The 20,263-nt window shown below is 75.3% G+C and carries 19 protein-coding genes; 6 read left to right on the top strand and 13 right to left on the bottom strand.

Annotation, left to right across the window (positions count from 1 at the left end):
- Window positions 1–27: 27 nt before the first annotated feature.
- From O2W18_RS10230 to O2W18_RS10205, 6 genes are all read right to left on the bottom strand, one after another.
- Complete coding sequence (locus tag O2W18_RS10230; RefSeq protein ID WP_269187420.1) at window positions 28–1,194, bottom strand: ABC transporter permease; 1,167 nt, start codon at window positions 1,192–1,194, stop codon at window positions 28–30.
- Window positions 1,191–2,744, bottom strand: coding sequence for a sugar ABC transporter ATP-binding protein (locus tag O2W18_RS10225; RefSeq protein WP_269187419.1), 1,554 nt, complete (start codon window positions 2,742–2,744; stop codon window positions 1,191–1,193). Before O2W18_RS10225 ends, O2W18_RS10230 begins: the two co-directional genes overlap by 4 nt.
- Window positions 2,745–2,977: 233 nt before the next feature.
- A complete protein-coding gene (locus tag O2W18_RS10220) occupies window positions 2,978–4,174 on the bottom strand; it encodes an ROK family protein (RefSeq protein ID WP_269173098.1) in 1,197 nt (398 codons plus the stop codon).
- Window positions 4,175–4,230: 56 nt separating this feature from the next.
- The gene (locus O2W18_RS10215; RefSeq protein ID WP_269173099.1) at window positions 4,231–4,671 is read right to left on the bottom strand and encodes a flavodoxin family protein; all 441 of its coding nucleotides are present in this window, start codon (window positions 4,669–4,671) and stop codon (window positions 4,231–4,233) included.
- A gap of 18 nt (window positions 4,672–4,689) precedes the next feature.
- The gene (locus O2W18_RS10210; protein WP_269187418.1) at window positions 4,690–5,496 is read right to left on the bottom strand and encodes a creatininase family protein; all 807 of its coding nucleotides are present in this window, start codon (window positions 5,494–5,496) and stop codon (window positions 4,690–4,692) included.
- Window positions 5,493–5,957, bottom strand: a complete 465-nt coding sequence (locus tag O2W18_RS10205; protein ID WP_269187417.1) for a RidA family protein — start codon at window positions 5,955–5,957, stop codon at window positions 5,493–5,495. Before O2W18_RS10205 ends, O2W18_RS10210 begins: the two co-directional genes overlap by 4 nt.
- A 24-nt stretch (window positions 5,958–5,981) precedes the next feature.
- Here O2W18_RS10205 and O2W18_RS10200 point away from each other — a divergent pair, with 24 nt between their 5' ends.
- Window positions 5,982–7,571 carry an ATP-dependent DNA ligase gene (locus O2W18_RS10200; protein WP_269187416.1) on the top strand — a complete coding sequence of 530 codons (1,590 nt, stop codon included), beginning with the start codon at window positions 5,982–5,984 and terminating at the stop codon, window positions 7,569–7,571.
- Between the two features lie 10 nt (window positions 7,572–7,581).
- On the opposite strand, the gene O2W18_RS10195 is transcribed toward O2W18_RS10200, so the two are convergent.
- From O2W18_RS10195 to O2W18_RS10170, 6 genes are all read right to left on the bottom strand, one after another.
- Window positions 7,582–7,959, bottom strand: a complete 378-nt coding sequence (locus O2W18_RS10195; protein ID WP_269173103.1) for a DUF4267 domain-containing protein — start codon at window positions 7,957–7,959, stop codon at window positions 7,582–7,584.
- A complete protein-coding gene (locus tag O2W18_RS10190; RefSeq protein ID WP_269187415.1) occupies window positions 7,956–8,537 on the bottom strand; it encodes a hypothetical protein in 582 nt (193 codons plus the stop codon). The genes O2W18_RS10195 and O2W18_RS10190 overlap by 4 nt, the downstream gene beginning before the upstream one ends.
- Window positions 8,534–9,208, bottom strand: coding sequence for a class I SAM-dependent methyltransferase (locus tag O2W18_RS10185; protein WP_269187414.1), 675 nt, complete (start codon window positions 9,206–9,208; stop codon window positions 8,534–8,536). Before O2W18_RS10185 ends, O2W18_RS10190 begins: the two co-directional genes overlap by 4 nt.
- A gap of 79 nt (window positions 9,209–9,287) precedes the next feature.
- Window positions 9,288–10,400 (bottom strand): lysylphosphatidylglycerol synthase transmembrane domain-containing protein, encoded by a 1,113-nt coding sequence (locus O2W18_RS10180; protein ID WP_269187413.1) that lies wholly within the window; start codon window positions 10,398–10,400, stop codon window positions 9,288–9,290.
- Between the two features lie 173 nt (window positions 10,401–10,573).
- Window positions 10,574–11,200 (bottom strand): SRPBCC family protein, encoded by a 627-nt coding sequence (locus tag O2W18_RS10175; RefSeq protein ID WP_269187412.1) that lies wholly within the window; start codon window positions 11,198–11,200, stop codon window positions 10,574–10,576.
- 167 nt (window positions 11,201–11,367) lie between these two features.
- On the bottom strand, window positions 11,368–12,390 hold the full coding sequence (locus O2W18_RS10170) for an Atu2307/SP_0267 family LLM class monooxygenase (RefSeq protein ID WP_269173108.1): 1,023 nt from the start codon (window positions 12,388–12,390) through the stop codon (window positions 11,368–11,370).
- A gap of 124 nt (window positions 12,391–12,514) precedes the next feature.
- On the opposite strand from O2W18_RS10170, the gene O2W18_RS10165 reads away from it, so the two are divergent.
- The 3 genes from O2W18_RS10165 to O2W18_RS10150 all read left to right on the top strand — a co-directional run bounded on the left by O2W18_RS10165 (window position 12,515) and on the right by O2W18_RS10150 (window position 17,426).
- Entirely contained in the window at window positions 12,515–13,852 is a 1,338-nt protein-coding gene (locus tag O2W18_RS10165) for a M20 family metallopeptidase (protein ID WP_269187411.1), read from the top strand.
- Between the two features lie 98 nt (window positions 13,853–13,950).
- The gene (locus tag O2W18_RS10160) at window positions 13,951–16,350 is read left to right on the top strand and encodes a phosphoketolase family protein (RefSeq protein ID WP_269187410.1); all 2,400 of its coding nucleotides are present in this window, start codon (window positions 13,951–13,953) and stop codon (window positions 16,348–16,350) included.
- A complete protein-coding gene (locus O2W18_RS10150) occupies window positions 16,347–17,426 on the top strand; it encodes an acetate/propionate family kinase (protein WP_442929132.1) in 1,080 nt (359 codons plus the stop codon). The genes O2W18_RS10160 and O2W18_RS10150 overlap by 4 nt, the downstream gene beginning before the upstream one ends.
- Here the strand turns inward: O2W18_RS10150 and mug are convergent.
- Complete coding sequence (gene mug / locus O2W18_RS10145; RefSeq protein WP_269173111.1) at window positions 17,416–17,961, bottom strand: G/U mismatch-specific DNA glycosylase; 546 nt, start codon at window positions 17,959–17,961, stop codon at window positions 17,416–17,418. The genes O2W18_RS10150 and mug overlap by 11 nt on opposite strands.
- Before the next feature lie 90 nt (window positions 17,962–18,051).
- On the opposite strand from mug, the gene O2W18_RS10140 reads away from it, so the two are divergent.
- Together O2W18_RS10140 and O2W18_RS10135 are read left to right on the top strand one after the other, a co-directional pair.
- Entirely contained in the window at window positions 18,052–18,912 is an 861-nt protein-coding gene (locus O2W18_RS10140) for an NAD-dependent epimerase/dehydratase family protein (protein WP_269187409.1), read from the top strand.
- The gene (locus tag O2W18_RS10135) at window positions 18,909–20,222 is read left to right on the top strand and encodes a glucose-6-phosphate dehydrogenase (protein WP_269187408.1); all 1,314 of its coding nucleotides are present in this window, start codon (window positions 18,909–18,911) and stop codon (window positions 20,220–20,222) included. Before O2W18_RS10140 ends, O2W18_RS10135 begins: the two co-directional genes overlap by 4 nt.
- Window positions 20,223–20,263 lie beyond the last annotated feature (41 nt).

Raw genomic sequence — 20,263 nt, 5'->3', positions numbered from 1 at the left:
GGGCCGCGGGTGACCGCGACGGCGGGTTCAGGTCGGGGGGCGACTGTGGGAGTCGCCGGGGCGGGCGCCGGCCGGTCCGCCGGGGGCGGCCGAGCCGCCGGGCAGGGACCCGGCCGGATTCCCCGGGCGCGCCGCGCCGCCGCCGCCGCGGGCCTTCTTGCGGGGCCGGGCACCGCCGGCCGCCAGCCGCTGCTGCAGCAGCACGGCGAGCACGATGATCACGCCGCGGGCGACGGCCTGCGCCGAGCTGGACAGGTTGTTCAGCGTGAAGACGTTGCCGAGCGTGGTGAAGATCAGCACGCCCAGCACGGTGCCGACGATGGTGCCGCGCCCGCCGACCAGCAGCGTCCCGCCGATGACGACGGCGGCGATCGCGTCCAGCTCCAGCAGGGTGCCGTGGGTGGAGCTGCCGGTCGTCGTCCGGGCCATCAGCATCACCGCAGCGATCCCGCAGGTGACCCCGGACAGCACGTACAGCCACACGGTGTGCCGCTGCACCCGGATGCCGGCCAGCCGGGCGGCCTCGGCATTGCCGCCGACGGCGAAGGTGCGGCGGCCGAAGGTGGTGCGGTTGAGCAGCACCCAGCCGGCTCCGGCGACCAGCGCGAAGATGATCACGAGGGTGGGGATGCCGAGGACGTCGCCGCCGAAGAACTCGATGAAACCCCGGTCCTGCACGATCTGGGTCCGCCGGTTCGCGATGATCTCCGCCAGCCCCCGGGCGGCCGCGAGCATCGCCAGGGTGGCGATGAAGGCGACGAGTTTCCCGTAGGCGATGACGATCCCGTTGATCAACCCCGCTCCGGCGCCGACCGCGATCGCGGTGAACACCATGACGATCCAGTGGAAGTCCGCCGCCAGCGCCTGGGTGGCCAGCGTGGTCGCCCAGACCGAGGAGAGCGCGACCAGCGCACCCACCGACAGGTCGATGCCGCCGCCGATGATCACGAAGGTCATCCCGACGCTGACCACGCCGACGACGGCGGCCAGCCGCAGGATCGTCAGGACGTTGTCCACGTCGACGAAGCGGCCGGGCGCGGTGATGGCGCCGACCACGCAGAGCAGCAGCAGGGCCACGGCCAGGCCGAGGTTGCGGCCCAGCGGGCCGGCCAGCAGACCCGGTCCCTTGCCGTCGCCGTCGGCGGAGCCGGTCCTGCTGTCCGCCGGCGGTGTCGCGGTGGTGGTCTCGCTCATGCCACGTCTCCTTCGCGGGCGGCGCCCGCTGTCGGGGCCGCTCCTTCCATGACCAGGTCGAGCACCCGGTGCTCGTCGAGCTCGTCGGCAGGGCCGCGGGCGATGACGGCGCCGTCGGCCACCACCAGCACCTGGTCGGCCAGGCCGAGCACCTCCGGGATCTCGCTGGAGACGACGACCACGGCGACCCCGCGGTCGGCCAGCTCCCGGATCAGCGCGTAGATCTCCGAGCGGGCGCCGACGTCGACGCCGCGGGTGGGCTCGTCGAGCAGCAGCACCGTGCAGTCGCGGAGCAGCCAGCGGGCCAGCACGACCTTCTGCTGGTTGCCGCCGGAGAGGGTGCGGACCTCGCGCTCGACGTCCACGGGCCGCAGGTCCAGCGCCTCGGCCTGGTCCCGGGCGGCCTGCTTCTCCGCTCCCCCGGACAGCAGGCCCGCGCGGGCGAACCGGGCCAGGCTGGCCAGCGTGATGTTGCGGTAGATCGGCTCACCCAGCAGCAGGCCCTGGCTCTTGCGCTCCTCGGGTGCCAGCCCGACGCCCGCGCCGACGGCCGCGGCCACGTCGCCGGGCCGGAGCCTGCGCCCGGCGACCTGGACCGTGCCGGTGGAGGCGCGCCGGGCGCCGTAGACGGTCTCGAGGATCTCCGACCGGCCGGAACCGACGAGCCCCGCGAGGCCCAGCACCTCGCCCGGCCGGACGTCGAAGGAGACGTCGCTGAACTTGCCGACCAGCGAGAGGTCCCGGACCTGCAGCACCGGCTCGGCGGCCTGGCCGGCGAACTCGCGGCGCTCCGGGAAGACGTACTCGATCGTCCGGCCGGTCATCAGGGTGATGACCTCCCGGGTGGAGGTGTCACCCGCCGGCAGGCCGGTGGCGACCGTCCGGCCGTCCTTGAGCACGGTGATCCGGTCACCGACCTCGCGGATCTCCTCCAGCCGGTGGGAGATGTAGACGACGGCGACGCCGGAGTCGGTGAGGTCGCGGATGACCTGGAAGAGGTGCTCGACCTCCTCGCTGTCGAGCACCGCGGAGGGCTCGTCCATCACGATCAGCCGGGCGTCCTGGGACAGCGCCCGGGCCATGCTGACCATCTGCTGGGCGGCCGCCGACAGCGAGCCGACCTCGGCGGTGGGCCGGATCTCCGGGTGCCCCAGCCGGGACAGCAGCTCCCCGGCGGCCCGGTTCGCCTGCGCCGGCCGGGTGATCCCCAGGTGGGACCGCTCCCGGCCGAGAAAGACGTTGTCCGCGACGGTCAGCCCGGCGACCAGGTCGAGCTCCTGGTAGATGGTGGCGATGCCCAGGGACATCGCCGCCTGCGGGTCGCCGAGGGTGACCGGGGCGCCGTCCCAGCTGATCCGGCCCTCGTCGGGCTGGTGCGCGCCGGCGAGGACCTTGATCAGGGTGGACTTGCCCGCGCCGTTCTGGCCGAGCAGGCAGTGCACCTCACCGGCCCGGACGTCGAGGTCGACGCCGTCGAGGGCCCGGACGCCGGGGAACTGCTTGACGATGCCGTGCATCTCCAGCAGCGGCGTCGACGAGGACGCGCTCACGCGCGCTCTCCGCACCGGGCGGGCAGGACGCCGGACATGCCACCAACTCCAGACTTATGCTCAGCACTGAACAGAAGTACGTCAGGCGGGACACTATGTCTGGCATCACATCTGGGTCAAGACACCGCTGCGGCGTTACCGAACCGCAACCGGAACAGCCCGCACCGGGCCGGGAGCCGACCGGTGGCCGGGCCCGGCAGGTGGCCGCGGCCGAGGAGAGGTGGAGCCCGCGATCAGCGGGCGGTGGGCGCCTCGGCGGAACCGGCGTCCTGCGCCACCTGGTAGACCGAGTCCTCCTCCAGGAAGCCCTCGATCGCCATCAGCGCGGCGCCCAGCCGCCCGGACAGGTCGGGGGCCGCGCTCACCGAGATGTCCAGCGCGCGGGCGGCCAGCGGCAGCGAGCGCCCGTAGACGGCCTCCCGGATCCCGGCCAGCAGCGGCGGCCCGGCCTGCGCCACGCCCCCGGTCATCACGATCCGGTGCGGGTTGAAGAAGTTCACCAGGCTGGCCAGCACGGTGCCGATGGTCCGGCCGGCGTTGCGGACCAGCTCCAGGGCCGGCCCGTCACCCTGGGCGGCCAGCTGCACCAGCTCGCGCGTCGTCGTCACCGGCAGCCCCGCCGCCAGCGCGTCGCGGAGCAGGGCGCCGCCACCGGCGATCGCCTCGAGGCAGTTCTCGTTGCCGCACCGGCAGAGCACCGGCCGGCCCTGCGGGGGCGGGACGGAGATGTGCCCGATGTCGCCGGCGCTGCCCTGGGCGCCCCGGTAGACCTGCCCGTCGACGACGATGCCGCAGCCGATGCCGGTGCCGACCTTGATCACCAGCACGTCCTCGGTCGAACCGGCGATGCCCATCTCGCCCAGCGCCATCACGTTCACGTCGTTGTCGGCGAAGACCGGGCAGTCGTACCGGCCAAAGGCGCTCGGGATCGGGTGGTCGTGCCAGCCCGGCATGATCGGGGGGTGGACCGGCCGGCCGGTCGAGAACTCCACCGGCCCGGGGACGCCGACGCCGACGGCGCAGACGTCGGCCGGGGTCAGGCCGGCCTCGGCCAGCACCCGCTGGGCCAGCCGGTCGACCTCGGCCAGCACGGGGCCGGGCCCCTCGGCGATGTCGATGGGGTGGCCCACCGTGGCCAGGACCTCCGCGGACAGGTCGGTGACGGCGACGTCGACGCTCGTCACGCCCAGGTCGACGGCGAGCACGCAGCCGGCCTGGCTGTTGAAGCGCAGCAGCGTCGGCGGGCGCCCGCCGGTGCTCCAGCCGCGGCCGCCCTCCTCGAGGAGGTTCGCGGCGATCAGCTGGTCGACCCGGGCGCTGACCGTGTTGCGGGACGAGCCGGTCAGCGCGACGAGTTCGGCGCGGCTCCGCGCCCGCCCGGTGCGCACGTGGTGCAGCAGCGCGCTGGCCGAGGCAGAGGTGGAAGCCACGTCGTCATGGTGGCACGCGCGGCGGTGACCCGGCGGGGGTCATCGTGCGCGCGCTGTCACAGCCCGACCGCGACCGTCGCCGCCAGCTCCCGGCACGCCTCCAGGTCCTCGGCACCCGGCGGCCCGGTCAGGCTCAGCGGCGCCGCCACCTGTCGCCAGCCCAGTGCCCCGGTGATCCGCTGCACGCTGGTCAGGGCTCCGGCCGTGTCGTCGTTGCCGTGCACGTACACCCCGTACGGCAGCCCGGCCGTGGCGTCCAGGCACGGGTAGAAGACCGTGTCGAAGAAGTGCTTGAGCGCACCGGACATGTAGCCGATGTTGGCCGGCGTCCCGAGCAGGACGCCGTCGGCGGCGAGCACGTCCGCCGCGCCCGCCGACAGGGCCGGCCGCACGGTCAGCTCGACGTCCTCGACCAGCGCGACGCCCTCGCGGACGGCGGTCAACACCGCCTGCAGGGCCGGCGAGGGCGTGTGGTGGACGACCAGCAGGCGCGGCATCCCGGCATCCTCCCCCGCTCAGGGCAGGGTCCGCACCGCCTCCAGCTGCTGGGTGAAGTGGGCGGCGAGCGCGTCGGCGACCCGCTCCACGCACAGCTCCCCGATGGCGGTGGACAGCCCGTGCGGGTCGCCCATGATCCCGGTGTCGGAGATCGCCCGGACGCCGCCGGTGAACATGCGCTGCAGGAAGGCGTCGTCGACCGGGCCGGTGTACCCGCGGACCAGTCGCTCGGTGCGCACCTGCCCGGGCCGGAGGAGGGCGTAGACGGAGGACTCCGCGACGTCGGCGTGACCGCCGACCCCCTCGGGATCCCCACCGGCGTCGGCGACGGCGGACCGCCAGATGTCGACCAGGCCGAGGAGGTCGGACCAGACGACCACCCGGCAGTCCGGCCCCACCGCGGCGTCCAGCCGCTCCGCCATCTCGGCCAGCGGCGTGAAGTTCCCACCGTGGGCGGAGAAGCAGAGGATCGACCGGAAACCGTGCGCGGCGAGGCTCTGGCAGTAGTCGGTGTAGACGGCCTCGAAGGTCTCCGGGCGCAGGCTGATCGTGCCGGCGAAGCCCATGTGGTGCGGCGAGACGCCCACCCGGATGGTCGGGGCGACCAGCGCCGTCCCCAGCCGCTGGGCCAGCTCCACCGCCAGCCGGTCGGCGTGCACCGCGTCCACGTCCAGCGGCAGGTGCGGGCCGTGCTGTTCCACCGCGCCGCACGGCACGATGACGTCGCACCGTCCGTCCGCGAGCGCGGCCTGCACCTCTTCGTAGGTCATCGTCTCGAGCAGCACGTCGTCTCCTGTGGGGTTCTCGGCGGGGAACGGGCTCACGGGGTGATGCGGACGACGGCCTCGATCTCCACGGCGATGTCGAACGGGAGCTCCGCCATGCCGACCGCGGACCGGGCGCCCCGGCCGGCGTCGCCGAGCACGTCGACGAAGAGGTCCGAGCAGCCGTCGATCACGGCGGGCGTGCGGTTGAAGCCGGGGCGGCAGTTCACCATCCCGAAGAGCTTGACCACCTGCCGCACCCGGCCGAGGTCGCCGAGCTCCGCGCGCAGGGCGGCGAGCAGCTGCAGCCCGGTGAGCCGGGCGGCCTCCCGGGCGGTGTCCAGGTCCAGGCCGCCGTCGCCGACCTTGCCGGTGATCAGCGTGCCGTCGGGTCGGACCGGGCCCATCCCGGAGAGGAACAGCAGGTCCCCGGCGGCCATGACGGGCAGGTAGTTGCCGCCCGGCCCCATCGGGGTGGGCAGCTCCAGGCCCAGGTCGCGGAGCCGTGCGTCGACGTCCATGGGCGCATCCTGGCCTGCGCGAGCATGGAACGGGAGTCCTGCGGCCGGCCGGGCTGGGAACATGACCGGGTGCTGCTCGCCGACGTCCTCGCCGCGTCCACCGCGGTCACGGCCACCCGGTCCCGCACGGCCAAGGCGGCGGCCATCGCCTCGCTGCTGCGGGCGGCGGACCCCGAGGAGGTCGTGCCGGTCACCGGATGGCTGGCCGGGGAGCCGCGCCAGGGTCGGCTCGGGGTCGGCTGGCGCACCCTGTCCCGGCTGGGCGGGGGTGCCGCGGACGCGCCGACGTTGAGCGTCCCGGAGGTCGACGCGGCGCTGACCGAGCTGGCCGGGACGACCGGTGCCGGGTCGGCGGCGCGGCGCGACACCGTCCTCGGCGGGCTGCTGGCCGCGGCCACCCCGGAGGAGCACCACTTCCTGGTCCGGCTGCTCACCGGCGAGCTCCGCAAGGGTGCGCTGGAGGGCGTCGTGCTGGACGCGGTCGCCGCTGCGGCCGAGGTGCCGGCCGCCGTCGTCCGCCGGGCCTTCATGCTGTCCGGCCGGCTGCCGGAGACCGCCGCGCTGGCGCTGACCGGCGGGGTGGCGGCGCTGTCGGCGGTGCGGCTGGAGGTGGGCCGCCCGGTGCGGCCGATGCTGGCCAGCCCCGGGTCCTCGCTGGACGCGGCTCTCGCCGACCTCGGCGCGGAGGTGACCTTCGAGTTCAAGCTCGACGGCGCCCGCATCCAGGTGCACCGGGACGGCGACGTCGTCCGGGTGTGGACCCGGTCGCTGCGGGAGGTGACCGACGGCGTGCCGGAGCTGGTGGAGCGGATCCGGGCGCTGCCGTGCGAGACCGCCGTGCTCGACGGGGAGACCCTCGCGCTGGACGACGACGGCCGGCCGCGCGCCTTCCAGGACACGATGAGCCGCTTCGGCAGCGACAGCGCGGACGCCGGCGTGCTGCTCAGCCCGTTCCTCTTCGACGTGCTCCACCTGGATGGCCGGGACCTGCTGGACGAGCCGCTGGCGGTACGGCTGGACGCGCTGGCCGGGCTGCTGTCCGACGACGCGCATGCGGCGCTGCGGATGCCCGGGGTGCGCCGGCCCACTCTCGAGCAGGCCGCCGGCGTGCTGGACGACGCGCTGACCGCCGGCCACGAGGGCGTGGTGGTGAAGGCGCTGGATGCGCCCTACGCCGCCGGCCGCCGCGGCAAGGCCTGGCAGAAGGTCAAGCCGGTGCACACCCTCGACCTGGTGGTGCTCGGCGCGGAGTGGGGCCACGGCCGTCGCGGCAACCAGCTCTCCAACATCCACCTCGGCGCCCGCGACCCCGACGGCGGCGAGCCGGTGATGGTCGGCAAGACGTTCAAGGGGATGACCGACGAGCTGCTGGCCTGGCAGACCCGGACGTTCCCGGAGCACGCCGCCGAGCACCCCGACTGGGGCGTGCTGCTGCGCCCCGAGCTCGTGGTGGAGATCGCGGTGGACGGCGCACAGCGCAGCACCCGCTACCCCGGCGGCGTGGCCCTGCGGTTCGCCCGGGTGCTGCGCTACCGCCCGGACAAGACCCCGGCCGAGGCCGACAGCGTCGACGCGGTGCGTGCCCTGCTCGCCGGCGGGCCGACGGCCGACTGACCGGGTCCGGTCAGCGGCGGTGCCAGTGCGCGGCGCCGGCGGCGGCCAGCCCGAGGACGGTCATCGACAGCCCCACGCTCCGGTCGGCCACGTCGCCGCCGCGCCGACCGACCAGCACAGCCGCGCCGTCCAGCGCGGTGAGCAGCAGGGTGACCTCCGTGGTGCGCCGGGCCTGAGGCACCGGGGTGACCAGCAGCGCCGCGCCCATCGCGATGTTCCGGGCGGCGATCAACCGGACCAGCAGCGGAAGGGCGACGTCGGTGCTGCTGGCGCGCTCGTCGACCCCCAGCACCCGGGTCATCGCCCGGGGGGCGAACAGCGCGCCGGTGCCCAGCCAGATCGACAGCGTCCCGATGCTCTTGCGGGTCACGTCCCAGTTCAACGTCATGCCCGGCTGGTGCCCGGCTGCCCGGCCCGCCAACCGGTCGCCACCAGGACGAGCACGAACGCGAGGTACGGCAGCGTGGCGGTGCTGGCCACGAAGTCGCTCACGGTGGCGACGGCGAAGGCCCCGACGTCGGGTGAGTCCAGTGGCCCCAGCACCCGGTCGAAGCCCAGCGCCGCCACGGACGCCGGCAGGGTCAGCAGCGCAGACACCGCTCCCCCGGTGACCACCCCCGCCAGCACCGTGCCGGGTGCGCGCCGCACGGCCCGCACCGCCAGCGCGACGCCGCGCCGCAGCGCACCGGAGGGGGTGAGCCGCCCGCCGTCGAGCAGGCCGGCGACCGCCCCGGTCACCCACAGCTGGGCGACCAGACCGGTCAGGAACCCGACGACGTCGACGGCCAGGGCGGTCCAGAGCCGGGGGTCGTCCCAGACCAGGACGTGCCGCAGCACGTCCGGGACGGCGTTGACCGCGGCGGCGGTCGCGGCGGCGAGGAAGGCGGCCGGGGCGTGCCGGCGCAGCAACTGGAGCGCCGTGCCGAGCGTGCCGGCCGTTCCCTGCGCTGGGCGGCCCTCGCTCACGACCGGGTGGCGACGAGCGCCGTCCAGCAGCCGGCCAGTCGGTTCTCCTGAGCGGTCACGGTCAGCCCGGCGGCGCGGCACGCCTCCGCCATGGCCGCCGGAGTGGGGCGGTCGCCGTCGGCCGGGTGCCAGGAAACCGCGCGGAGGACCCGGCTGTCGATGAACCGGGCGGTCATCTCGCAGGAGTAGAACCGGCCGCCGGGGCGCAACACCCGCGCCGCCTCGGCCACCACCGCCCGCCAGTCGTCGGTGTGGTGCAGCACGTGCCAGCCGAACACCGCGTCGTAGGAGGCGTCGGCTGCGCTCAGCCGGGTCGCATCGCCCTCGCTGACCTGCACCCGGTCGCCGAGGTCGCGCACCGCGGCCCGGCAGTCCGCCACGCTGGCGGGGAACAGCTCCACCCCGTCGGCGTGGGCGGCGTCGAAGGTGTCCAGCGCCGACCGCAGGCCGGTGCCGCGCCGGCCGGTGCCCAGCTCCAGCACCCGACCGCCGGGGACCGGCCCGCCGAGCCGGAGCAGCAGCCGGGCCTCGATCCGGGCCTGGACCAGAGCGCGGAGGCGGGCGTCGACCCACAGTCGGGTGCCGTCGACGAAGGTGGGTGGGACGCCGGGTGCCCGGTCGCTGCGTGAGGTGGCCGGGCCGGACGAGGAGTGCTCGGGGAGGTCAGGCACGCCAGCCGGTGTGCCCGCCGGGGACCGGGCGAAACGGGACGACGTCCGCGCACCGTGCCATCGGTGGTGGTGGCGGCGGTCAGCTCGCGGGGGTGCCGGCGTGCCGGCGCCGGCCTCCGCGCGCCGTCGAGCCCGGGTCCGCCAGGAGGAGGAGCGCCCCGATGCCGACGGGCAGCCACAGGCTGACCAGCCGGTAGACCAGCACGGCCGGCACCGCCTCGCTGGCCGGCAGGCCGGCGACGGCGATCAGCGCCGAGGCCAGCGCCGCCTCGACGACCCCGATGCCACCGGGGGTCAGCCGCGCCGAGGAGGCCAGTGCGCCGGCGGCCCAGGCCAGCAGCAGGCCCTGCCACGGGATCGGCGCGCCCACGGCCACCAGAGCCAGGGCCAGGGCAGCGACGTCCAGCACCCAGTTGGCCAACGCGAACAGGCCGGCGGCGGTCGCGGTACCGAAGGACAGCCGGAAGGCGCCCAGTGAGGTCAGCAGCTCGTCGATCCGCCGCCCGACGTCCCGTCCGCGCAGCGACCGGATCCATCGGGCCAGCGCGGTGACGACGCGGGTGGCGAGCCGGACGACGACGGTGCGGGACCGCTCGTGCCGGACCACCAGCACGAGGCCCAGCACCGGCACCACCCCGGCCGCGGTGGCGAAGAAGGCGCCGAGTGCACCCCACAGCGACCCGGTCGCCGCAGACCCCACGGCCAGGACGACCGCCAACGTAGCCGTGGCCGCGATCCCGGAGACAGCCAGCGCCCAGCCCACCAGCGCAGGGCTGTTGCCGAGCGCGTGGAGCCGTCGGTAGGTGTACGCCGCGCTCGCCGGGGCTCCCGCCACCGGCACCGTCGAGGCGATGGTGTTGCCCGCGTAGATGGTGGTCGTGGCGTGCCGCAGCGGGACGTCGCCACCGCCTGCGCGCACCAGCACGAGCTGCTGCAGGACCAGGAAGTGCAGGGAGAGCAACTGGGTCAGAGCGGCGAGGGCGACCCACGACCACGCGATGCCGACCAGGCCGTCCCACCACTCGGCGATCCGGTCCCGGAAGACGACGATCCCGGCACCGACCGCGACGAGCAGGACGGCCCGCAGCACGATGTTCCGCACCCGCCGGCGAGCGCTCCGGCGGCCGGTCGGTGACGCCCCGGAGGCCGGGTCCTGCGCCTGCGGCGCCCCCGACACTCCTCCTCCGCTCACCCGCACATGGTCGCCGTCGGCCCGGGTCGGGTGCACGGCAGGGTCGGGTTCCGACCGCGCCCAACCGGAAGTGTGCCCGCGGTCACGGGCTGCCGGCGACGCCTTTCCCGACCTCTCTGCGCCGGCGCAGAGGGGCGGCGGGTCGTCCGGCTCGGGTGGGCTCCCGCCGGCGGTCAGACCTCGCCGACCAGGTCCGGGGTGAACTGGGCTCGCGCGGCCGCGGTCCCCGCGTCGATCTCCTCCTCGGTCGCGGTGCCGCCGTCGCGTACCGCGTCGGCCCAGGCGTCGATCGACCGCGCGGCGGCCTGCTGCCCCTCCAGCGTGTTCTCCCAGGCGGCCGGGTCGTCGACGACCTCTCCGCGGAGGAAGCCGGCCAGCCCGAGGACGGCGACGTCCCAGCCGGGCCCGACGTAGAGCGCCCCGGCCCCGCTGCCGACGAACTCGACCGGCACGGTGTGCTCGAGCTCCAGGAGGGTGCCACCGCCGCGCTCGGACAGTCGCACCTCCACGATGCTGACCGGCCCGCCCCAGGTGAGGGTGAGCCGGCGCGGCGGCTCACAGCCCTGGATCTCGCCCTCGGCGTCCCCCTGGACGGCGAACGCTCCCCCGGGGCGGAGGTCCCCGCTGACCGGGGCGAACCAGCGGGCCAGCCGCTCGCGATCGGTCACGGCACTCCAGACGTCCGGCACCGCCGACTCGTAGCTCCGCCGGACCAGCGCGGAGACCAGTTCGGTCCCGCCGGACTCCCGCCGGGTGACCACCCGCTCCGCCGCCGCCAACTCGTCCAGGACGTTCCTCATGCGCACTCCTCGGTGTCGGCCGCCGTCCCCTCCTGGGACGGCGGCGCCTGGCCCCCGTGGTGTCGTGCGCGCACGGCCGGCGGACCGGGTCGCCGAGGACGTCGACGCGTGCACGTCGACGACGCTAGAGCGAGGGCTCACATGAGTCGAGGGCCACAAGAGGCGCCTCAGGCGACCTTCGGGGCGACCTCGGTGCCCAGCAGCTCGATGCCGCGCAGGAGGTCGGCGTGCGCCAGCCGCGGGTTGGTCATCTGCAGCGAGATCCGGTCGACGCCGCCGAGCTGCCCGGAGATGCGGACCAGCTTCTCGGCCACGGTGTCCGGGTCGCCCATGAAGAACGCGCCGTTCGGGCCGCTCGTGGCGTCGAACTGGGCCCGGGACGGCTGGGAGAAGCCTCGCTCGCGAGAGATCTTGGCGAACATCTCGTGCCACCCCGGGTAGATCGTGTCCGCCGCGGCCTGGGTGCTGTCGGCGACGAAGCCGAACACGTGCAGCCCCACCTGGAGCTTCTCGGGCGCGTGCCCGGCCTGCGCACCGGCGCGGCGGTAGAGGTCGATGAGCGGGGCGAACTGGCGGGGCTCGCCGCCGATGATCGCCACCATGAGGGGCAGGCCCAGCAGCCCGGCCCGGGCGAAGGACTCCGGGCTGCCGCCGACGCCGACCCAGACCGGCAGCGGGTCCTGCAGCGGCCGCGGGTAGACGCCCTGACCGGTCAGCGCCGGGCGGTGCCGGCCGGACCAGGTGACCTGCTCGGAGTCGCGGATCTTCAGCAGCAGGTCGAGCTTCTCGCTGAACAGCGTGTCGTAGTCGCCCAGCGAGAGCCCGAACAGCGGGAACGCCTCAGTGAAGGAACCACGCCCCACGACCAGGTCGATCCGGCCCTTGGCGATCAGGTCGAGGGTGGCGAACTGCTGGAAGACCCGCACCGGGTCGGCGGCGCTGAGCACGGTCACCGCGCTGCCCAGCCGGATCCGGGAGGTCCGCGCCGCGGCCGCCGCGAGGATGATCGCCGGCGCCGAGTCGTAGTACTCGCTGCGGTGGTGCTCACCGATGCCGAAGGAGTACAGCCCCACCCGGTCGGCGAGCTCGATCTCCTCGAGCAGGTCCGCCATCCGCTCCTCCGGCCCGACGAGGCGCTCGGTGGTCGGGTCGGTCACTGCGGAGACGAAGCTGTCGACGCCGAGGTGCATGGGGTCCTCCAGAGGATGTCGCGGACGACGAGGGGCCGGCGTCCGTCAAGCGCTCAACCACTTGCCGACCGAGATCGTTCCCGGCCGGTCTCCGCGGCGCCACCCGACCGGGTAGACACGGGACATGACCGACCCCGTCGACGCCCGGCTCCCCCGCCCGGCGGACCCCGCCCACCTGGACGAGCTGCGGGCGGCCACCGACCGCGCGGCCGCCACCGCCGAACCGCTCTCCTCCCCGCACGCCGGTGCGCCCGAGGAGCTGCTGGCCCGCACCGAGCAGGCGATCGAGTCGGCGTCGGCGGACCTGCTGGCGCTCAGCCACGACCTGCACGCCCATCCCGAGGAGGGGTACGAGGAGCACCGGTCCGCCCGGGCGGTGGCCGACCTGCTCGCGCGCTCCGGCATCGAGGCGGAGGTCGGCGTCTTCGGGCTGGAGACGGCGCTGCGGGCCAGCATCGGCAGCGGCGGTGCGACGGTGGCGGTGCTGGCCGAGTACGACGCGCTGCCCGGCATCGGCCACGGCTGCGGCCACAACGTCATCTGCGCGTCCGCCGTGGGGGCGTTCCTCGGGCTGGCCGCCGTGCTGGCCGACGGCGGGGTCGAGGGCACCGTGCTGCTGCTCGGCACCCCGGCCGAGGAGGGCGGTGGCGGCAAGGAGCTGATGGCCCGCGCCGGTGCCTTCGACGGCGTCGACGCCGTGGTCATGCTGCACCCGTTCTCCTATGACGCCGCCGTCCAGCCCTTCCTCGGCCGCCGCCAGCTGCGGGTCACCTACACCGGCATCGCCGCGCACGCCTCGGCCCAGCCGTTCATGGGCCGCAACGCCCTGGACGCCGTGGTCGCCGGCTACAACGGCGTGGCGATGCTGCGCCAGCACGTCCCGGACACCGACCGGGTGCACGGGGTGATCACCGACGGCGGCCAGCGGCCCAACGTCGTCCCGGAGACCGCCGAGGCGCTGTACTACGTGCGCTCCGCGACGCCGGAGACGCTGGCCGACCTGAGCCGCCGGATGGAGGCGGTCATGGCCGGCGCGGCGGCGATGACCGGTTGCGGGTACGAGCTGGTCTGGGACGAGCTGCCGGCCTACCTGCCGATCCGGGCCAACCTGGAGCTCGCCGCCCGGTGGACCCGTCACCAGGCCCGCCGCGGCCGCACGGCCCTCCCGCCCGGGGTGACCCCGGCGTCGCTGGCCGGGTCGACCGACCTGGGCAACGTCAGCGTCCGGGTCCCCTCGATCCACCCGATGATCGCCATCGCGGGGCCGGACATCTCGATGCACACCACCGGCTTCGCCGAGGCCGCGGCCTCCCCGGCCGGTGACCGGGCGGTGCTGGACGGCGCGGTGGGCCTGGCGCTCACGGCGCTGGACGCGCTGGTCGACCCGGCGGTGCTCGCCGCGGCGAAGGCGGAGTTCGAGGCGGCCGGCGGCGTCCTGGAGCTGGCCGACCTGCTGGGCTGACGGGACCTTCGACCCGTGCGCCCGGTGGCCCGGTCCGCACACGATCGCAACCGGCGCCGGACCCCCGGCGTTCACCCGCGACCGACAGTGTGGAGCCCATGACCGAGCAGGCGACGACGGCGGACTACCCCGACGAGGAGCTCGACCTGGACCTGCGGTGGTGGGCTGCGGCCAACTACCTCACCGTCGGCCAGATCTACCTGCGGGACAACGCGCTGCTCCGCCGGCCGCTCGCGCACTCCGACGTCAAGCCGCGGCTGCTCGGCCACTGGGGCACCAGCCCGGGCCTGTCGGCGCTGTACGTGCAGCTCAACCGGCTGATCCGGCGCACCGGCACGCCCTGCCTCTACGTCGCCGGGCCGGGGCACGGCGGCCCGGCACTGGTCGCCGCCACGTACCTGGAGGGCAGCTACAGCGAGGTCTACCCGCAGGTGAGCGGCGACGCCGAGGGGGTGCACCGGCTGTTCCGGCAGTTCTCCACCCCCGGCGGGGTCCCCAGCCACGTGAGCGTGCAGACCCCGGGCAGCATCCACGAGGGCGGCGAGCTCGGCTACGCGCTGGTGCACGCCGCCGGCGCCGCCTTCGACTCCCCCGACCTGCTGGTGGCCTGCGTGGTCGGGGACGGCGAGGCGGAGACCGGCCCGCTGTCGGGCTCCTGGAAGCTCCCCGCCTTCCTGGACGCCCGCCGGGACGGCGCCGTCCTGCCCGTGCTGCACCTGAACGGGTACAAGATCAACAGCCCGACGGTGTGGGGCCGGTCGTCGGACGAGGAGATCGGCGGCTACCTCAGCAGCCAGGGCTGGGCGCCGGTCTTCGTCACCGGCGACGACCCGCGCGCGGTGTTCCGGGACCTGGAGACCGCCGTGCGCACCTCGCACGACCGGATCCGGGAGATCCAGGCCGCCGCCCGCGGCGGGGCGGAGGACGTGCGCCCGGGCTGGCCGGCGATCGTGCTGCGCACCCCCAAGGGCTGGACCGGCCCGGCGCAGGTCGACGGCGTGCAGGTCGAGGGCACCTTCCGCGCCCACCAGGTGCCGCTGTCGGGCGTGCAGACCGACGGGGCGCACCTGGCCCAGCTGGAGGAGTGGCTGCGCTCCTACTCCCCCGAGACCCTCTTCACCGCCGAGGGCGCGCTCGTGCCCGAGCTGGCGGCGCTGGCCCCCGAGGGCGACCTGCGGATGGGCGCGACGCCCCACGCGAACGGCGGGCGCCGGCGCACCCCGCTGGACCTGCCCCCGCTGGAGCCCTACGCCGTCGACGTCCCCGCGCCGGGGACCACCTTCGCGCAGACCACCCACCCGCTCGGTGAGCTGCTGCGCGACGTCTACACCCGCACCACGACCGAGGACGGCGGCGGGACCTTCCGGCTGTTCTGTCCGGACGAGACCGCCAGCAACCGGCTCCAGTCGGTGTTCGAGGTGACCGACCGCTGCCTGCAGGCCGAGGTGCTGCCCACCGACGACCACCTCTCCCCGCACGGCCGGGTGATGGAGGTGCTGTCGGAGCACCTGTGCCAGGGCTGGCTGGAGGGCTACCTGCTCTCCGGCCGGCACGGCCTCTTCGCCACCTACGAGGCCTTCGCCATGGTGAGCGCCTCGATGGTGATCCAGCACGTGAAGTGGCTGCAGCACGCCGCCACGCTGCCCTGGCGGGCGCCGGTCTCCTCGCTCACGATCCTGCTGACCAGCACCTGCTGGCGCAACGACCACAACGGGTTCAGCCACCAGGGCCCCGGCCTGCTGGACACGGTGATCCCGCTGTCCCCGCAGGTGGTGCGGGTCTGGCTCCCGCCGGACGCCAACACCCTGCTCTCGGTCGCCGAGCACTGCCTGCAGAGCACCGACCACGTCAACCTGCTGATCGCCGACAAGCAGCCGCACCTGCAGTACCTGACCCTGGAGCAGGCGCACGCCCACGCGGCGGCCGGGGCGTCGGTGTGGGCCTGGGCCGGCACCGAGGACGACGGGCAGGCGGAGCCCGACGTCGTCCTCGCTGCGGCCGGCGACGTCCCGACGATGGAGACCCTGGCCGCCGCCGAGCTGCTGCGGGAGTGGGTGCCCGCGCTGCGGGTCCGGGTGGTCAACGTGATCGACCTGATGGGCCTGCTCCCCCCGGACGACCACCCGCACGGCTTCTCCGCGGAGCACTTCGACCAGCTGTTCACCGCCGACACCGACGTCGTCGTCGCCTTCCACGGCTACCCCCGCGCGGTGCACCAGCTGCTGCACGGCCGGCCCGACCCGGGCCGCTTCCACGTGCGCGGCTTCGAGGAGCAGGGGACGACGACCACCCCCTTCGACATGGTGGTGCTCAACCGGATGAGCCGGTACCACCTGGTGATCGAGGCGCTGCGCCGTTCCCGGCGGGCACCGGAGCGGGGCGCGGAGCTGGTCCGGTTCTGCCACGACCAGCTCGACCGGCACCACGGGTACGTCCGCGAGCACCTGGAGGACATGCCCGAGGTCCGCGACTGGACGTGGGGGGCGGGGCGCCGGTGACCGCCGCCGTCCTGGCGATCAACCCCGGCTCCCGATCGCTCAAGGCCGCCGTGCACGACGCGGCCGGGCAGCGGCTGCTCGACGTGCACGTCACCCGGCCGGTCGACGACGCCCGCGCCGCGGTCGCCGAGCTGGCCGACCGGGTGGCCGCCGAGGGCATCGAGCTCGTCGCCGTCGCCCACCGGGTGGTGCACGGCGGGCCGGAGCACGTCCGCCCGACACCGGTGGACGACGAGCTGCTGGCCTCGCTGCGGGCGCTGGCGCCCTTCGCCCCGCTGCACCTGCCCGGGGACGTCGCGGAGATGGAGGCCGCCCGGGCGCAGTGGCCCGGCCTGCCGCAGGTCGCCTGCTTCGACACCGCCTTCCACGCCGGCCTGCCCGAGGAGGCCCGGCGGCTGCCGCTGCCGGCCGAGGTCGACGCACTCGGGGTGCGGCGCTACGGCTTCCACGGGCTCAACCTCGAGCACGTGGTGGACACGGTGCCCGACCTCGGCCGGGCCGTCGTCGCCCACCTCGGCGGCGGCTGCAGCGTCACCGCGGTGGCGGAGGGGCGCTCGGTGGCCACCACGATGAGCTTCTCCCCGACCGGCGGGATCCCGTCGGCGAGCCGCAGCGGCGACCTGGACCCCGACGCGCTGCTGTTCCTGGCCGACCGGGGCTGGTCGGTCGAGCAGCTCCGCGACCTGGTCGACCACCGCTCGGGGCTGGTCGGGATCGCCGGCTCCACCGACGTCCGGGAGATCACCGCCCGGGCCGATGCCGGGGACGCCGACAGCCGGCTGGCCCTCGACGTCCTCGCCCGGTCGGTGGCGGTGACCGTCGCCGGGTACACCGCGGTGCTCGGCGGCCTGGACACGCTGGTGTTCACCGGCGGCGTGGGCGAGCACTCGGCGACGGTGCGGGCCGCGGTCACCGCCCGGCTGGCCCACCTCGGCGTCGTCCTGGACCCCGCGGCGCCCAGCCCGGGCGACCTGTCGGGTGCCGGGGCCACGGTGCGCACGCTGGTCGTCCCCGCCGACGAGGAGATCGTGCTGGACCGGCAGGCCCGCGGGGTGCTCGGCGACCTCAGCCGCTGACCTCCGACGGCGCATCGCGCAGCTCCCGGTAGAGCCGGGCCAGGTCGGGCAGCTGGTGGTGGGCGTTGAGCCCGCTGGGGTTGGGCGCCACCCAGGTGGTGACCCCGCCGATCCGCTCGGGCTGGCGGCCCAGCGTGGCCCGCGGCCGGTCGAACGCCAGCCGCCAGGCGGTGACCCCCAGGACGGCGAGCACCCGCGGCCGGTACCGGGCCACCAGCGCCTCGAGCTGCGCAGCGCCGGCGCGCAGCTCCGCCGGGTCGAGTTCGGCCGCCGTCCGGGTCGGCCGGTCGACGACGTTGGTCACCCCGATCCCGCAGCGCAGCAGCTCCTGCCCCTCGGCCGGGGTCAGCCGGCGCGGGGTGAGGCCGGCCAGGTGCAGCGCGGGCCAGAACCGGTTGCCCGGCCGGGCGAAGTGGGTGCCGGTCTCGGCCGAGCGCAGCGACGGGTTGATCCCGCAGAACAGCACGTCCAGCCCCGGGGCGATCAGGTCGGGCACCGGCTTGGGCCGGCCGGCACCGGTCTCGGGCTCGGTCATGACGTCCAGTGTCCCGCCCCCCGGTGTGCGGGCACGCCGGCCACGGGCCAGGCTGTCCCGGGCACATCGGACGACGGACAGAGGAGAACCATGGCGCGGGCAGCGGTCACCGGCAGCAGCGGGAAGCTCGGCCGGGCGGTGGTCACCCACCTGCTCGAGCACGGCTGGGACGTCCTGGCGCTGGACCGGACGCCCAGCCCCCGGGCCGACGTGGAGTCCGCGGTCGTCGACCTCACCGACGCCGGCCAGGCGATCGAGGCGCTGGCCGGGTTCGACGAGCACCGCACGCCGATCGACGCACTGGTGCACCTGGCCGCCGTCCCGGCCCCGGGCCTGATGCCCGACTCGGCCACCTTCGCCAACAACGTGACCGCCTCGTACAACGTGTACAGCGCCGCGCTGCGGGCCGGCGTCCGGAAGATCGTCTGGGCCTCCAGCGAGACGGTGCTGGGCCTGCCCTTCGACGAGGACCCGCCCTACGTCCCGGTCGACGAGGAGTACGCGCCCCGGCCGACGACCACCTACTCGCTGGTCAAGACGCTGGAGGAGGAGCTGGCCCGGCAGCTGTGCCGGTGGCACCCGGACCTGTCGATGACCGGTCTGCGGTTCAGCAACGTGATGTACCCCGAGGACTACGCCGCGTTCGCCGGCTACGACGCCGACCCGGCCCTGCGGCGCTGGAACCTGTGGGGCTACATCGACGCCCGCGACGGCGCCCAGGCGGTGCGGCGTGGCCTGGAGCACGGCGAGCCCGGGGCCGACGTCTTCATCGTCGCCAACGCCGACACGGTCTCCGCCCGGCCGAACGCCGAGCTGCTGGCGGCCCAGTTCCCCGACGTCCCGCACCGCCGGGACCTCGGAACCCACGACACCCTGCTGTCGATCGACAAGGCCCGCCGGGTGCTCGGGTTCGCCCCCGAGCACTCCTGGCGCGACTCCGTGGGCCGGTGATCACCCGGCTCCTCCTGCTCGGTGCCACCGGCGACCTCGCCGGCCGCTTCCTGCTCCCCGCCCTGGCCGGGGTGCTCGCGGCGGGGCGGCTCCCGGCGGACCTGCAGCTGGTCGGCGCCGCCGAGGAGGACTGGGACGACGCCCGGTTCGCCGAGCACGTCGCCACCCGGCTGCGGGAGCACGCCGGCGACCTGCCCGCAGCGGCCCGGCAGGCGCTGGTGGACGCCGCCTGCTACCGCCGGGTCGACCTGACCGAGCCGGGCTCCGTGGCGGCCGCGGTCTCCGCCTTCACCGGCAGCGGCCCGGTCGCCGCCTACCTGGCACTGCCGCCCGTGCTGTTCCCCGCGACCGTCCGCGCGCTGGGGGCAGCCGGGCTCCCGCGGGGCAGCCGGATCGCGGTGGAGAAGCCCTTCGGCCGGGACCTGGCCGACGCGCAGGCGCTGAACGCGCTGCTGGCGCGGGCGATCGGCGACGACGGGCAGGCGGCCTTCCGGGTCGACCACTTCCTGGGCATGCCGGCCGTGGCCGAGCTTCTCGACCTCCGCCGGCCGGGCGGTGCGCTGGCCGGGCGGTGGAGCGGCGAGCACCTCGCCCAGGTGGACGTCGTCTGGGAGGAGACGCTGGACGTCGGCGGCCGGGCCGGCTTCTACGACCGGACCGGCGCGGTGCGCGACGTGCTGCAGAACCACCTGGTCCAGGTGCTGACCGTGCTGGCGATGGAGCTGCCCGGGACGCCGGCCGAGGAGGACCTGCACCGGGCCCGGCTGGACCTGCTCCGGTCGGTGCGGGTGCCCGAGGTGACGGCCACCCGACGGGCGCACTACACCGCCGGCCCGGCCACCCGGGCCTACGTCGAGGAGGACGGCGTCGACCCGGCGAGGTGCACCGAGACCTTCGCCGAGCTGGAGTTCGTGGTCGACACGCCCCGCTGGGCCGGCACCCGGTTCGTGCTGCGCACCGGCAAGGCGTTGGCGACCGACCGCAAGCGGGTGGTGCTGCACCTGCGCACCCCCGCGCCCGCCGAGTGCCCGCCGGGGGTCGAGCGGGTCGCCGACGACCGGCTGGAGATCCCGCTGGAGGGGGCCGGGCAGGGTGCTGCCGGGGTGGCGGTGCGCGCACCGGGTGAGCGCACCGCCTACAGCGCGGTGCTCACCGACCTGCTGTCCGGCGGCAGCCGGACCGCGGTCAGCGCGGCAGAGGCCGAGGAGGCCTGGCGGTTCGTCGACCCGGTGCTGCAGGCCTGGGCCGCCGGCGAGCCCCCGCTGCTGAGCTACCCCGCCGGCTCCGCCGGACCGGCCGGAGACCGCTGACCACGGCCCGGCTCCGGTGCCGGTCGGTGGGGCTCCACCGA

Origin of the sequence: Modestobacter sp. VKM Ac-2983, from assembly GCF_026967885.1 — a bacterium.
GTDB lineage: Bacteria > Actinomycetota > Actinomycetes > Mycobacteriales > Geodermatophilaceae > Modestobacter.
Note: the sequence above shows the minus strand (reverse complement) of the source record. Positions and strands in the feature narration are given on the sequence as shown.

Excerpts from the sequence above, each read along its gene's own strand:
- O2W18_RS10230 (WP_269187420.1), bottom strand. The coding sequence starts at position 1,194 with ATGAGCGAGACCACCACCGCGACACCGCCGGCGGACAGCAGGACCGGC.
- O2W18_RS10215 (WP_269173099.1), bottom strand. The coding sequence starts at position 4,671 with ATGCCGCGCCTGCTGGTCGTCCACCACACGCCCTCGCCGGCCCTGCAG.
- O2W18_RS10205 (WP_269187417.1), bottom strand. The coding sequence starts at position 5,957 with ATGGACGTCGACGCACGGCTCCGCGACCTGGGCCTGGAGCTGCCCACC.
- O2W18_RS10200 (WP_269187416.1), top strand. The coding sequence starts at position 5,982 with ATGGAACGGGAGTCCTGCGGCCGGCCGGGCTGGGAACATGACCGGGTG.
- O2W18_RS10195 (WP_269173103.1), bottom strand. The coding sequence starts at position 7,959 with ATGACGTTGAACTGGGACGTGACCCGCAAGAGCATCGGGACGCTGTCG.
- O2W18_RS10175 (WP_269187412.1), bottom strand. The coding sequence starts at position 11,200 with ATGAGGAACGTCCTGGACGAGTTGGCGGCGGCGGAGCGGGTGGTCACC.
- O2W18_RS10170 (WP_269173108.1), bottom strand. The coding sequence starts at position 12,390 with ATGCACCTCGGCGTCGACAGCTTCGTCTCCGCAGTGACCGACCCGACC.
- O2W18_RS10165 (WP_269187411.1), top strand. The coding sequence starts at position 12,515 with ATGACCGACCCCGTCGACGCCCGGCTCCCCCGCCCGGCGGACCCCGCC.
- O2W18_RS10160 (WP_269187410.1), top strand. The coding sequence starts at position 13,951 with ATGACCGAGCAGGCGACGACGGCGGACTACCCCGACGAGGAGCTCGAC.
- mug (WP_269173111.1), bottom strand. The coding sequence starts at position 17,961 with ATGACCGAGCCCGAGACCGGTGCCGGCCGGCCCAAGCCGGTGCCCGAC.
- O2W18_RS10140 (WP_269187409.1), top strand. The coding sequence starts at position 18,052 with ATGGCGCGGGCAGCGGTCACCGGCAGCAGCGGGAAGCTCGGCCGGGCG.